Origin of the sequence: Pseudomonas sp. S150 (assembly GCF_004526365.1) — a bacterium.
GTDB lineage: Bacteria > Pseudomonadota > Gammaproteobacteria > Pseudomonadales > Pseudomonadaceae > Aquipseudomonas > Aquipseudomonas putida_A.
Genome location: NZ_CP038207.1, coordinates 1,702,929 through 1,716,231, shown reverse-complemented (window position 1 = coordinate 1,716,231; position 13,303 = coordinate 1,702,929). Strand labels below are relative to the sequence as shown.

The window sequence follows — 13,303 nt, the reverse complement described above, 5'->3', positions numbered from 1 at the left end:
AAATGGACGGTTTGCCCATAGGGCCGATGCTCGCGGTATTTGTCCTGCTGATTTTATGGTCGGGGCTGTTTACCGCCGTCGAAATCGCGCAGCAGCACTTGCTCGCGCAACGCACCGCCTCGCGCGCCAGCGATAAACCGCTGGCGAAGCTGAGCTTCCCGCTCGACAGTCTGATCCTGTGCAACACCCTGTGCCGCGCCCTCGCGGTAATCATTGCCACGCTGCTGGCGATCTTCCTCTGCGAAGAGAACGGCCCGTGGGCCGCCTGCCTCGGTGCGGGTGCCGTATTGCTGGTGTTTGCCGACTACTTTCCGCGCAGCGTGGCCCAGCGCTATCCGGATGCAGTGCTGTCGTTCGGCAATACCCTGCTGGCCGTTCCGCTGAAGATTCTTTACCCGCTGGCCTGGCTGCTGAGCCGCATCAGCGGTCTGCTGCTGCGTCCCTTCGCGCGCAAACCCCAGGTGGTGCAGCAAAGTGAAGACGAAGAACCTGCCGACCCTGATAACGATCCGGAACACCCGTCTCGCACCCACCCGGTCTCAGGCATCCATGCGCTGGACAACATCACGGTCAACGACATTCTGGTGCCACGCAGCGATGTCGACGGCATCAACCTCGACGACTCGATCGAAGAGATCATCGAACAACTGCGCCACAACAAGCGCACGCGCCTGCCGGTGTTCCACAGCGACATCAACCAGGTCGAAGCGGTGCTCAACACCCGGCAGATCCGCCATCTGCTCAACGATGGCCAGCTGACCCGCGAAGCGCTGCTGGCCGCCAGCTACGAGCCGTACTTCGTTCCGGAAAGCACCCCGCTGCAACTGCAACTGCTGAACTTCCACAAGCAGCAGCGCCGCTTGGGCATGGTGGTGGACGAGTACGGCGAAGTGCTGGGCATCGTCACTCTGGAAGACATTCTCGAAGAAATCGTCGGCGAATTCGAAAGCGAGCACAGCCTCGACAACCCGCACATCCATCCGCAGCCCGACGGGCGCATGGTGATCGACGGCACTGCGTCGATCCGCGAGTTGAACAAATGCCTGGGCTGGCATTTGCCGAGCGACGGCCCGAAAACCCTCAACGGTCTGGTGACCGAAGCGCTGGAGACCATTCCGGACAGCGCGGTGTGTCTGAAGATCGGGCGTTATCGGCTGGAGATTCTCGAGACCGAGGACAACCGGGTGAGCAAGGTGCTGATCTGGCATACGAGCGCGGTGCCCGCCAAGGTTTAGGCGCTTTTGTGGCGAGGGAGCTTGCTCCCGCTCGGGCGCGCAACGGCCGTAAATGTGTTGGGGTCGCTTCGCAACCCAGCGGGAGCAAGCTCCCTCGCCACAGGAAGATCAATCGACGTCAATCCGCTGCGATCTTTTGCTCTTGTTTGATTGTTAGCCCCCTTCCTATAATCGAGCCGCTTACCCAAGCGCCGCCGAGCCCTGTGCTTACCCCGCACGCCAACGGTTTCGGTAATTTTCCGCACCACCCCGACGACTGTTCCTACTCGAAACAGCGCTCGCGTCTCATCCCACATCCCTGGGTGTTCAACCATAATAATTCGCTCCAACGGAGCTCATGACTGTCAGGGATCACCGCATGACGACCAGTACCGCTTACAGCGCCACCGCGCCTGCCCAGCCGACCAACTCCGCCACCCGCGTGGCGACAGCGAGTTTCATCGGCACCGCCATCGAGTTCTACGACTTCTACGTTTACGCTACCGCCGCTGCACTGGTGATCGGGCCGGTGTTCTTTCCGCAGACGTCCGGCACCGCGCAGATGCTTTCGGCGTTTCTCACCTTCGGCATCGCCTTCCTCGCCCGACCGCTGGGTTCGGCCTTGTTCGGCCACTTCGGTGACCGTATCGGGCGCAAGTCGACACTGGTCGCCTCGCTCTTGCTGATGGGCGTGTGCACCACGCTGATCGGCGTGCTGCCGGGTTACGCCAGCATTGGCGCCTGGGCACCGATTTTGTTGTGTGTGCTGCGTTTCGGTCAGGGTTTGGGATTGGGTGGCGAATGGGGTGGCGCGGCATTGCTGGCCACGGAGAATGCGCCCAAGGGCAAACGGGCGTGGTTCGGCATGTTCCCGCAGCTTGGCCCGTCAATCGGCTTTCTTGCAGCCAATGGCCTGTTCCTGACCCTGGCCATGACCCTCGACGACGAGCAGTTCCGCAGTTGGGGCTGGCGGATTCCGTTTCTGCTCAGCGCGGCACTGGTGATGGTCGGCCTGTACGTGCGCCTCAAGCTCCATGAAACGCCAGTATTCGCCAACGCCATTGCTCGTCAGGAACGGGTGAAAGTGCCGCTGGTCGAGCTGTTCAGCCAATACTGGGCGCCAACCCTGCTTGGCGCAGCGGCCATGGTGGTGTGCTATGCGCTGTTTTATATCTCGACGGTGTTTTCCCTGAGCTACGGCGTGTCCACCCTCGGCTATAGCCGTGAAACGTTTCTTGGACTGCTGTGTTTTGCCGTGCTGTTCATGGCCGCCGCAACGCCGTTGTCCGCTTGGGCCAGCGACCGTTACGGGCGCAAACCGGTGCTGATCGTCGGCGGTGTACTGGCGATTCTGTCCGGATTCCTGATGGAGCCGCTGCTGACGCAAGGTTCGACCTGGGGCGTGGCGCTGTTCCTGTGCATCGAGCTGTTCCTGATGGGCGTGACGTTTGCCCCGATGGGCGCGCTGCTGCCGGAACTGTTTCCGACCCACGTGCGCTATACCGGCGCATCGGCCGCTTACAACCTCGGCGGGATCGTCGGCGCCTCGGCGGCTCCGTTCTTCGCGCAGAAACTGGTGGCAATGGGTGGTTTGAGTTATGTCGGCGGCTATGTGTCGGCGGCAGCGGTGCTCAGCCTGATTGCTGTGCTGTGCCTGAAGGAAACGCGCAATAACGATCTGAATCAGGTTGCCTGACAGAAGATCAAAAGCTTCGCGAGCAAGCCCGCTCCCACAATTGGTTTTGTGTACGCCACAGATCCAATGTGGGAGCGGGCTTGCTCGCGAATGCCGCGCCTCGGTTTACAGCTCTACAACAACAGCCTGAGCAGCCCGGGTCGCCTTGGCACGCGCTGCCTCAATCGACTCATCCCGCGCCAACGCCACGCCCATCCGGCGCTGACCATTGACTTCAGGCTTGCCGAACAGACGCAACGCCGTATCCGGCTCGCTCAGCGCTGCGCCCAGGTTGGCGAACGCGGTCTGGGTCGACTGCCCTTCCACCAGAATCACTGCCGAAGCCGAAGGGCCGAACTGACGGATCAGCGGCACCGGCAGACCGAGAATGGCGCGCGCGTGCAGGGCGAACTGCGACAGATCCTGAGAAATCAGGGTCACCAGACCGGTGTCATGCGGGCGCGGCGAAACTTCGCTGAACCACACCTGATCGCCCTTGATGAACAGTTCGACGCCGAACAGCCCGCGACCACCCAAGGCCTCGGTCACGGCTTTGGCCACGCGCTCGGACTCAGCCAGAGCAATCGGGCTCATGGCCTGCGGCTGCCAGGATTCCTGATAGTCGCCCTTCTCCTGACGGTGACCGACCGGTGCGCAGAACGTGGTGCCGCCGATGTGGCGCACGGTCAGCAGGGTGATTTCGTAGTCGAAATCGATGAAGCCTTCGATGATCACCCGACCTTTGCCGGCGCGACCGCCCTCTTGCGCGTAATCCCAGGCCTTCTGCACATCCTCGGCGCTGCGCAGCAGGCTCTGGCCTTTACCCGACGAGCTCATGACTGGCTTGACCACGCACGGGAAGCCCAGATCCTGAACGGCTTTGCTGTAGTCCTCGAAGGTGTCGGCAAAGTGGTACGGCGAGGTTGGCAGGTCCAGCTCTTCAGCGGCCAGACGGCGGATGCCTTCGCGGTTCATGGTCAGTTGCGCGGCGCGGGCGGTCGGGATCACGGTGAAGCCTTCGGCTTCCAACTCGACCAGCGTGGCGGTGGCGATGGCTTCGATTTCCGGCACGATGAAGTGCGGTTTCTCGGCTTCGATGACTGCACGCAGCGCGGCGCCGTCGAGCATGTTGATCACGTGGCTGCGGTGCGCCACCTGCATGGCCGGCGCGTTGGCGTAACGGTCGACGGCAATCACTTCAACGCCCAGGCGTTGCAGCTCGATCACCACTTCCTTGCCCAACTCACCACAGCCACACAGCAATACGCGGGTCGCGGTCGGCGACAATGGAGTTCCGATACGGGTCATCTCAGGTCCTCAAAGAAGCGGATCATCGAGGAAAGCAACGCCAGACGCGCTTTCCATGGGGAGAAAGCGCGGCATTTTACATGAACCGCAGGGTTTGGCTCAGCTGGCGACAGCCTGTTTGCGCTCGCGCCAGGCCATGATCAGCCAGACGGCAGTGACGCCGGCAAACTTCGAGACCAGTGCGGTGATGATCACCGGTGGCGTCATCAGGTCGATCATGCCGAAAAAGATGAAGGTATCGAGGGGAATGCTCAGCGCCGAGCTGATCCACAGGCGGTCGCGCAACGGCCGTTTGGTGACGCTGAACACCAGCCAATCGATGATTTCCGACACCGCGAACGCCGTGGCGCTGGCCAACGCGATGGATGGATCGGAAGTGACGTAGGACAACACCAGCGCCGCCAGCATCGCCACGAGCGCACCGTGGCCGAAACGGGTTTGCACCATGTCGCGCAACACGAACACCAACCCGCCCCAGGCCGACCAGATGATGTCCAGGTGCGGCGCGGTGGAGAAAGCGAAGTTGATCAGCACGACGCTGCTGATGTAGGCGATGAGGAAAATCATGGGGGCGACCTGTCAAATTGGCGCACAGGTTACTTCAGGCTTTGAGTTGGGCCAATAAGAAGTAGCGGCTGTTCTGGCCTCTTCGCGAGCAAGCCCGCTCCCACAGTTGATCGAAGGTGAACACAAATCCAATGTGGGAGCGGGCTTGCTCGCGAAGGCGGCCTGTCAGGCGCCTGATTTTCCGGGAACCATCCACACCAACCCACTCGCCTTCGCCCGCTCATGACACAACCCCAGCACCACCCGCCGCTCGTCATTGGTCATGCGTCCCCAGCGGGTGATCTCAGCGACCGTGCGCTGGCAGCCGGTGCAAATATCGTCCTCATCCAGGGCGCAGATATTCACGCACGGCGAGGCAACGGGTCTTTCAGGCGTGTTCATTCTTCCTGCTCTACCAGGTCACGCGCATAGCGCTGCGAGTTGTGCACATAGTGCGCGGCGCTGGCTTCGAGCATTTTTTTCTGCGGCTCGGTGAGTTCACGCACGACCTTGCCCGGCGAGCCCATCACCAGCGAACCATCCGGAATTTCCTTGCCCTCGCCGATCAGCGAATTGGCGCCAATGATGCAGTTCTTGCCGATCTTTGCGCCGTTGAGTATCACCGCGTTAATGCCGATCAGACTGTAATCGCCGACGGTGCAGCCATGCAGCATGGCGTTATGACCGATGGTCACGCCGGTGCCGATGGTCAGCGGATAGCCCATGTCGGTGTGCATCACCGTGCCGTCCTGGACGTTGCTGTTCTTGCCGATCAGGATCAGTTCGTTGTCGCCGCGCAATACGGCGTTGAACCACACGTTGGCGCCCTCCTCCAATCTGACCTTGCCCACCAGCACGGCATTGGGCGCGACCCAGCTCTGTGGATGGGTTTCGACGCGGGCGTCGCCCAGGCGGTATTTCATCTTGTTTTCCTCAGGGCTCACGATGACGGGCCATTCGAGCGATGGCTTCAGGTGTTGATATAGCTTTTGGGCGGATGATGCAGGCTGATCTGTTCGTCATAGAGCAGATTGATCAGTTCGACGATCATGATAGCGGTCAAACCCCAGATTTTGAATTCGCCGTAGCGATAACTCGGCACATACCAACTGCGGCCCTGGTAATCGATACGGTGCGTGTGTTCGCGCGGGTCTTTGCGGAAGAACTCCAGCGGCACATTGAATACTGCGGCGATCTCGGCATCGTTGGCCTGGTATTCGACGAAGTCCGGGATCACCCCGACATACGGCGTGACCTTGATGCCGTGCAGGGAGATCAGCGGGCTGAGCGGACCGATCACCTCGACCAGCCCCGGTGGCAGGCCGATTTCTTCCTCGGCTTCGCGCAGAGCGGTGAAGATCAGATCGGGGTCTTCCGGGTCGCGGCGCCCGCCGGGAAAGGCCACCTCGCCGCCATGGGTCGAGAGGCCGCTGGCGCGCAGGGTCAGCACCAGCTCGGGTTCGTCACTGCGGGTGATCGGCACCAGAACAGCGGCCTCGGGGAAACGTTTATCGGTCTCCAGCGTGCGCGGTGTGTGGTTGCTTACCCTATGCAGTAGCTCGTCCAGCATGAGTGTTCTCGATCTGTACCTTACCCTGCATCATGCACCAATCATGGCAGCCGCCCAAGCCCCTCGCCGGGCCATGTCGCGAAACGACAACTTGCCGACCGGCACCGCTGCACGCCAAGATAGGCGCAGCATTCAGGAACCCCAGCATGAAATTTTGCAGCCAGTGCGGCAACCCGGTGACCCAGCGCATTCCCGAAGGCGATTCGCGGCTGCGATTTGTCTGTGACAGCTGTCAGACCATTCACTATCAAAACCCCAATATCGTCGCCGGTTGCGTCGCGACCTGGGGCAGTAAAGTGCTGCTCTGCCGCCGCGCCATCGAGCCACGCCTCGGTTACTGGACGCTGCCCGCCGGTTTCATGGAAAACGGCGAAACCATCGAGCAAGCCGCGATCCGCGAAACCGCCGAGGAAGCCTGCGCCCGAGTGCGTAATCTGAGCATCTACACGCTGATCGACGTGCCACACATCAGTCAGGTGCACGTGTTCTTCCGTGCCGAACTGGCCGATCTGGACTTTGCTGCCGGGCCCGAAAGCCTCGAAGTACAACTATTCGACGAAGCCGACATCCCGTGGGACGAGCTGGCTTTCCGCACCGTGGGGCGTACCTTAGAATGCTTCTTCGCTGATCGCCGCGCCGAAAGCTACCCGGTTCGCTCCGAATCGATTCCGCCGTTGACGCAGCCTGCCATCACCTAAAAGCTTCTATAAATAAAATATCTGCGTCACTCCCTGGGGAATCGTTTCAATGCGCTGGTTGCTTGCCCTGTTTTGCCTGTCGTTCGTCACCGTATCCCAAGCGTCATTCGTGACCACCGTGACGCCATCGAATACCCCGATGATCGAAAAAATCCTGGTGCTCAAATCGGCTCATCAACTGCAATTGATCGCCGACGGCAAGCCGATCAAGACCTATCGCATTTCCCTGGGCAAGGGCGCGAAAAAAGGACCGAAACTGATTGAAGGCGACAAACGCACGCCCGAAGGTTTCTACTGGATCGACTGGCGCAAGGTCAGTGAAAAATTCAACCTGGCGATGCACATCTCCTACCCGAACATCAGCGATTCGGCCCGCGCCCGCCGCGAAGGCGTCGAGCCTGGCGGGATGATCATGATCCACGGCACCCCGGATTCGGAAGAAACCCCCGAAGACCTGTTCCACACCCTGGACTGGACCGACGGCTGCATCGCCATGCGCAACATGGACATGCGTGAAGTCTGGGGTCTGGTGCCGGACGGCACGATGATCGAGATCCGTCCTTAACCAGCGACCACTGGTCACCTGAAAAAAATAAATCAAAAGATCGCAGCCTGCGGCAGCGCCTACAGGGTTGATACCACTTCCCACTGTAGGAGCTGTCGCAGGCTGCGATCTTCTGCTTTCTAAAGCCCACCCCTAATACCACTTCAAACCACAACCCTCGAAAACCGCCATTTCATTGGGCTACACGCCAATTCCCTGCGTTGACATGGTATTCAAGTGGTATTAATTTCCGCCCCACAAGCGAGCAACAACAATCCTATACTCGCGTCGGAAATGACCTACATGAACGACCTCCAGGCCCTACGCCCAGATGACTCCCAGCCGACGCCGCTGTACCTGCAGCTGGCGCGCAATCTGGAATCGGCGATCCATTCCGGGCAGTGGAAGGCCGAGCAGGCGATGCCGTCCGAGCGCAACCTCAGCGAGCAACTGGGTATCTCCCGGGTCACCGCCCGCAAGGCGCTGGAAGTGCTGCTCGATCAAGGTCTGATCCGCCGCCTGCAAGGTTCCGGCACGTTCATCACACCCCGTCTGGAACAACCGCTGTCACGCCTCTCGGGCTTCAGCGAAATGCTCCGCCTCAAGGGTTTCGTCCCCAGCTCGCAGTGGCTGGAACGCGAAATCACCCTGCCGACTCACGAAGAACTGATCCGCCTGAGCCTGTCGCCGAACGACAAGGTCGCGCGCATGAAACGCCTGCGCAAGGCCGACGACACGGTGATGGCCATCGAGATGAGCACCCTGCCCGCCTCGATCATGCCCAAGCCGCACCTGGTCGGCGATTCACTCTACGAATACCTCGACGGCATCGGCAAACCGATCGTCCGCGCCCTGCAGCACATCCAGGCGATCAACGCCTCGGACGAGTTCGCCACGCTGGTCGGCATCGCCCCCGGTACCGCCATGCTGCTGATGACCCGGGTCGGCTACCTGGAAGACAACACGCCGATCGAAGTCACCGACACCTATTGCCGCAACGACTACTACGACTTTGTTGCAGAGCTTCGCCGCTGATCAGCAGCCAGGCCAAACGAGAGAACCGAAATGTCCGAAGACAACATCCTCACCGCCAGCGGCTGGGTTCGCGGCCGGCTGATCCACGAACACGGCAAAGTCGTGTCGATCGAAGGCGTGCCCTGCGATCCGGCCGACAATGATCTGCCCTACCTGCTGCCGGGTTTCATCGACCTGCACGTCCACGGCGGTGGCGGCAAAGACATCATGGAAGGTGCCAGTGCCTTCGAGACCATCACCCGCACCCACGTGCGCTTCGGCACCACTTCGCTGCTGGCCACCACCATGACCGCACCGAGTGCCGAGATCTCCAGCGTGCTGAAAGAGGTCGGCGAGTTCTGCGAACAGCGTCCGCAAGGTGCCGCCCGGGTACTCGGTGTGCATCTCGAAGGCCCGTACATCAACCCCGGCAAACTCGGCGCGCAACCGAATTTCGCCCACACCGCGTTGATGGCCGAGGTCGAGGAATATCTGGCGCTGGCGCCGATCCGGGTGATCACCATCGCCCCGGAAATCGCCGGTCACGACGGGTTGATTCGTGAACTGAGCAGCCGGGGCATCCGCATGCAGATCGGCCATACCCTCGGCAGCTACGAGGAAGGCGTCGCCGCTCTGGAGGCTGGCGCGACCAGTTTCACCCATTTGTACAACGCCATGAGCCCGCTGCATCACCGCGAACCGGGGATCGTCGGCGCCGCGCTGGCCCACGCCAAATTCGCCGAACTGATCCCGGACTTGCTGCACGTGCATCCCGGTGCGATCCGCGTGGCCCTGCGTTCGATCCCATGCCTGTATTGCGTCACCGATTCGACCGCGGCCGCCGGCATGCCCGACGGTGAATATAAGCTCGGCAGCCACACCGTGACCAAATGCCTGGGCGGCGTGCGCCTGCCCGACGGCACGCTGGCCGGCAGCACCCTGACCATGGATCAGGCCCTGCGCAATCTGGTGAAGATCGGATTGCCGATCGCCGAGGCCTCGCAACGTCTTTCGCAATTCCCCGCCGACTACCTCGGCATCAACGAACGCGGGCGCCTCGAACCGGGTGCCTGGGCCGACTGCGTGCGGCTGGATCGCTCACTCACACTGACCGCCGTCATGGTCGAAGGAGAAGACATTGACTTCAAAAATGCTTGAAGAGGCGCTGTCCTCGTTCGAGGCCGTGCAAGCCCAACTGCAACAGCTCGACCCGCAGATGATCGAAATCGCCGGGCGCCTGCGCCGTCAGCCGCCACAAGTGGCGATGACCGTCGCGCGTGGCAGTTCCGACCATGCAGCGAGCTACTTCGCCTACCTGACCATGCAGCAACTGGGCGTACCGGTGGCGTCGTTGCCGATGTCGGTGGTGACCATGCAGCAGGCGCCGCTGAAGGTCAGCGGTCAGGTGGCGTTCGCGTTCTCCCAATCAGGTCAGAGCCCGGATCTGGTCAACAGTCTGCGTCTGCTACGCAAGCGCGGCGCACTGAGCGTATCGATGGTCAATGCCGCCGATTCGCCACTGGAAGCGGCGTGTGAATTCAGCCTGCCGTTGCTCGCCGGCACCGAAAGCAGCGTCGCCGCGACCAAGAGCTTCATCGCCACCCTGAGCGCCAGCGCCCGCCTGATCGCGCACTGGAAAGAAGACAGCGAACTGCTGGAAGCGCACAACGCCCTACCCGAAGGCCTGCGCGACGCGGCGCAACAGGACTGGAGCACCGCGATCGACGCCTTGCGCGACTGTGAACGCCTGATGGTCATTGGCCGTGGTGCCGGTTTCGCCATCGCTCAGGAAGCCGCGCTGAAATTCAAGGAAACCTCGGCGATCCAGGCCGAAGCCTTCAGCAGCGCCGAAGTCCGTCACGGCCCGATGGCGCTGATCGACGAGCATTACCCGTTGCTGGTGTTCGCCCCGCGCGGTGCCGAACAGGCCGGTCTGATCAGCCTTGCGGCAGAGATGCGTCAACGCGGCGCCCGTGTGCTGCTGGCGGCGCCGGACGACATCCTCGAGCGCGACCTGACCCTGAGCCGCGCCGAACACCCGGCCCTCGATCCGATCCTGGCGATCCAGAGTTTCTACGTGATGGCCGCAGGTTTAGCCGTGGCCCGCGGCATGGACCCGGATCAGCCGCGCCACCTGAGCAAAGTGACCCGTACGCACTAAGCCCGAATGACTGCACACCTGATGAGACCGAGCCATGCACAACAACAATAAAGAGCTGACCCTCAGCGCCCCGCTCAGCGGCCCGGTGCTCACGCTCGCCAAAGTCCCGGACGCGGTGTTCGCCAGTGGCGCGATGGGCGACGGTATCGCCATCGATCCGCTGAACGACACCCTGTATTCGCCCTGCGCCGGGGTGATCATCCACGTCGCCCGCACCGGCCACGCACTGACCGTGCGTGCCGACAACGGCGCAGAAATCCTCCTGCACCTGGGCCTCGACACCGTTGAACTGAACGGCGAAGGCTTCTCGATGCTGGTCAAGGAAGGCGCGCGGGTCAGCAACGGCCAACCGTTGTTGCGCTATGACCTGGACAAGGTCGGCCAGCAGTGCAAAAGCCTGGTCAGCCTGTTGATCCTGACCAACAGCCAGGATTTCCAGGTGCGCCCGATCACGCTCAGAGCGGTGAAGGTCGGCGAGCCGTTGCTGCACATCATTGCACGCAACAGCTCTGCGGCGAGCGTCGAAGCGGTTGGCGGGCCAGAGGTTCAGGGTCAGGTGCTGGTGGCGCATCGCGGCGGCTTGCATGCGCGCCCCGCCGCGCTGATTCGCCAGACCGCACAAGGTTTCAAGAGCCAGTCGCAGCTGCACTTCGCCGGCAAATCGGCGCCGTGCAACAGCCTGATCGGCCTGATGGGACTGGCCATCGGCGAGCAGGATGAGGTGCAGGTCAGCTGTCAGGGACCGGACGCCGAAACCGCGCTGCAGGCCTTGCTCAATGCGTTGGCGACTGCCCTGCCCGACGATCATCACGCCGCTGCACCGGTCAGCGCCGCACCGCGCAAGCGCCCGGCCGAAGCTGGCGTGCTGCAGGGTGTGTGCGCCGCGCCGGGACTGGTCGGCGGGCCGCTGTTTCGCCTGAACGCGATCAGCCTGCCGGCAGATGCGGGCAATCATGCTCCGCTTGAGCAACTGCAGAAACTTGAAGCCGCGCTGAATCAGGTTCGCGGCGAAATCAACGCCACCCTCGCCCAAGCGAAAAAGCACAAGAGCACCGACGAAGAAGCGATCTTCGCCGCGCATCTGGCACTGCTCGAAGACCCGGCCCTGCTCGACGCCGCGCAGCATTCCATCGACCAAGGCACAGCGGCGACCCACGCCTGGAGCCAGTCGATCGACGTGCAGTGCGAAGTGCTGCAACACACCGGCAGTGCGCTGCTGGCCGAACGCGCCAACGATCTGCGCGACCTCAAGCAACGAGTGCTGCGCGCGCTGCTCGGCGAAGCCTGGCATTACGACGTGCCGGCCGGCGCCATCGTCGCTGCGCATGAACTGACGCCGTCGGATCTGCTGCAACTCAGCGCGCAAGGTGTCGCCGGGTTGTGCATGGCCGAGGGCGGCGCGACTTCGCACGTGGCGATTCTGGCACGGGGCAAAGGCCTGCCGTGCCTGGTTGCACTGGGCGCCGCTTTACTCGATCAAGCACAGGGTCAGTCGGTGGTGCTGGATGCCGATGGCGGTCGCCTCGAACTGACGCCGAACGCCGAACGCCTGGCCGAAGTACAACAGGCGCAAATCGAGCGTCAGCAACGCCGCGATGCGCAACAGGCCAAGGCGCATCTGCCCGCTGAAACCCGCAATGGCGTGGCGATCGAAGTGGTCGCCAATGTCGCCTCCAGCCATGAAGCGGCAGACGCCTTTGCCAATGGCGCCGATGGCGTTGGCCTGCTGCGCACCGAGTTTCTGTTCGTCGACCGGCAGACTGCGCCGGACGTCGAAGAGCAGCGCGCCGCCTATCAAGCCGTGCTCGATGCCATGGGTGAGCACTCGGTGATCATCCGCACCATCGATGTCGGCGGCGACAAGCAACTCGACTACCTGCCGCTGCCCGCCGAAGCCAACCCGGTCTTGGGCTTGCGTGGCATTCGTCTGGCCCAGGCCCGTCCGGAAATCCTCGATCAGCAATTGCGCGCACTGCTGCAAGTCAGCCCGCTGCGCCGTTGCCGGATCCTGTTGCCGATGGTCACCGAAGTCGACGAACTGCTGCACATCCGCCAACGGGTCGATGCGCTGTGCCTGGAGTTGGGCATCAATCAGCGCCCGGAAATCGGCGTGATGATCGAAGTCCCCGCCGCCGCGCTGCAAGCTGAACAACTGGCCGAGCACGCCGACTTCCTGTCGATCGGCACCAACGACCTGTCGCAATACACCTTGGCCATGGACCGCGACCACGCCGGCCTCGCCGCCCGGGTTGATGCCTTGCACCCGGCGCTGCTGCGGCTGATCGCCATGACCTGCGCAGGTGCGGCGGTGCACAAACGCTGGGTCGGCGTCTGCGGCGCCCTCGCCTCCGACCCACTGGCGACGCCGGTGTTGATCGGCCTCGGCGTAACCGAGCTTTCGGTGAGCCCGGTGCAGATCGGTGAAATCAAGGATCGCGTGCGCCAGTTGCACGAGGCCGAATGCCAACGCCTCAGCCTCGACCTGTTGAAACTCAACAGCGCCGTTGCGGTACGTCACGCCTGCCACCAGCATTGGCCTCTGCACTAACAACAAGCTCTCTATAAAGAGCAGG

General features: G+C 62.3%; 13 protein-coding genes. 8 read left to right on the top strand and 5 right to left on the bottom strand.

Annotated features, from left to right (window positions below; translation table 11 throughout):
* Positions 1–2: 2 nt before the first annotated feature.
* Positions 3–1,235 (top strand): transporter associated domain-containing protein, encoded by a 1,233-nt coding sequence (locus E3Z29_RS07805; RefSeq protein WP_134785508.1) that lies wholly within the window; start codon positions 3–5, stop codon positions 1,233–1,235.
* A gap of 358 nt (positions 1,236–1,593) precedes the next feature.
* Complete coding sequence (locus E3Z29_RS07800; RefSeq protein ID WP_098967376.1) at positions 1,594–2,910, top strand: MFS transporter; 1,317 nt, start codon at positions 1,594–1,596, stop codon at positions 2,908–2,910.
* A 105-nt stretch (positions 2,911–3,015) separates the two neighbouring features.
* Here E3Z29_RS07800 and purT read toward each other — a convergent pair whose 3' ends face one another.
* The 5 genes from purT to E3Z29_RS07775 form a co-directional block, all read right to left on the bottom strand.
* Positions 3,016–4,197: a formate-dependent phosphoribosylglycinamide formyltransferase gene (gene purT, locus E3Z29_RS07795; RefSeq protein WP_115986555.1), complete on the bottom strand. Its 1,182-nt coding sequence runs from the start codon at positions 4,195–4,197 to the stop codon at positions 3,016–3,018.
* Positions 4,198–4,296: 99 nt separating this feature from the next.
* Positions 4,297–4,764 carry a VUT family protein gene (locus E3Z29_RS07790; RefSeq protein ID WP_007967799.1) on the bottom strand — a complete coding sequence of 156 codons (468 nt, stop codon included), beginning with the start codon at positions 4,762–4,764 and terminating at the stop codon, positions 4,297–4,299.
* A 165-nt stretch (positions 4,765–4,929) separates the two neighbouring features.
* Positions 4,930–5,145 carry a DUF1289 domain-containing protein gene (locus E3Z29_RS07785; RefSeq protein WP_098967375.1) on the bottom strand — a complete coding sequence of 72 codons (216 nt, stop codon included), beginning with the start codon at positions 5,143–5,145 and terminating at the stop codon, positions 4,930–4,932.
* Positions 5,142–5,666, bottom strand: coding sequence for a gamma carbonic anhydrase family protein (locus E3Z29_RS07780; protein ID WP_042606912.1), 525 nt, complete (start codon positions 5,664–5,666; stop codon positions 5,142–5,144). Before E3Z29_RS07780 ends, E3Z29_RS07785 begins: the two co-directional genes overlap by 4 nt.
* Before the next feature lie 47 nt (positions 5,667–5,713).
* The gene (locus E3Z29_RS07775) at positions 5,714–6,313 is read right to left on the bottom strand and encodes a CoA pyrophosphatase (protein ID WP_007967803.1); all 600 of its coding nucleotides are present in this window, start codon (positions 6,311–6,313) and stop codon (positions 5,714–5,716) included.
* Positions 6,314–6,459: 146 nt separating this feature from the next.
* Between E3Z29_RS07775 and E3Z29_RS07770 the strand changes: the two genes are divergently transcribed.
* The 6 genes from E3Z29_RS07770 to ptsP all read left to right on the top strand — a co-directional run bounded on the left by E3Z29_RS07770 (position 6,460) and on the right by ptsP (position 13,278).
* Entirely contained in the window at positions 6,460–7,011 is a 552-nt protein-coding gene (locus tag E3Z29_RS07770; protein WP_027610966.1) for an NUDIX hydrolase, read from the top strand.
* A gap of 49 nt (positions 7,012–7,060) precedes the next feature.
* Positions 7,061–7,576 (top strand): murein L,D-transpeptidase family protein, encoded by a 516-nt coding sequence (locus E3Z29_RS07765; RefSeq protein ID WP_027610965.1) that lies wholly within the window; start codon positions 7,061–7,063, stop codon positions 7,574–7,576.
* Between the two features lie 282 nt (positions 7,577–7,858).
* On the top strand, positions 7,859–8,590 hold the full coding sequence (locus E3Z29_RS07760; protein ID WP_134785507.1) for a GntR family transcriptional regulator: 732 nt from the start codon (positions 7,859–7,861) through the stop codon (positions 8,588–8,590).
* A gap of 30 nt (positions 8,591–8,620) precedes the next feature.
* Entirely contained in the window at positions 8,621–9,727 is a 1,107-nt protein-coding gene (gene nagA / locus E3Z29_RS07755; RefSeq protein ID WP_134785506.1) for an N-acetylglucosamine-6-phosphate deacetylase, read from the top strand.
* Positions 9,708–10,730 (top strand): SIS domain-containing protein, encoded by a 1,023-nt coding sequence (locus E3Z29_RS07750; RefSeq protein ID WP_098967372.1) that lies wholly within the window; start codon positions 9,708–9,710, stop codon positions 10,728–10,730. The genes nagA and E3Z29_RS07750 overlap by 20 nt, the downstream gene beginning before the upstream one ends.
* A 34-nt stretch (positions 10,731–10,764) precedes the next feature.
* Positions 10,765–13,278 (top strand): phosphoenolpyruvate--protein phosphotransferase, encoded by a 2,514-nt coding sequence (ptsP, locus tag E3Z29_RS07745; protein WP_134785505.1) that lies wholly within the window; start codon positions 10,765–10,767, stop codon positions 13,276–13,278.
* Positions 13,279–13,303: the final 25 nt, after the last annotated feature.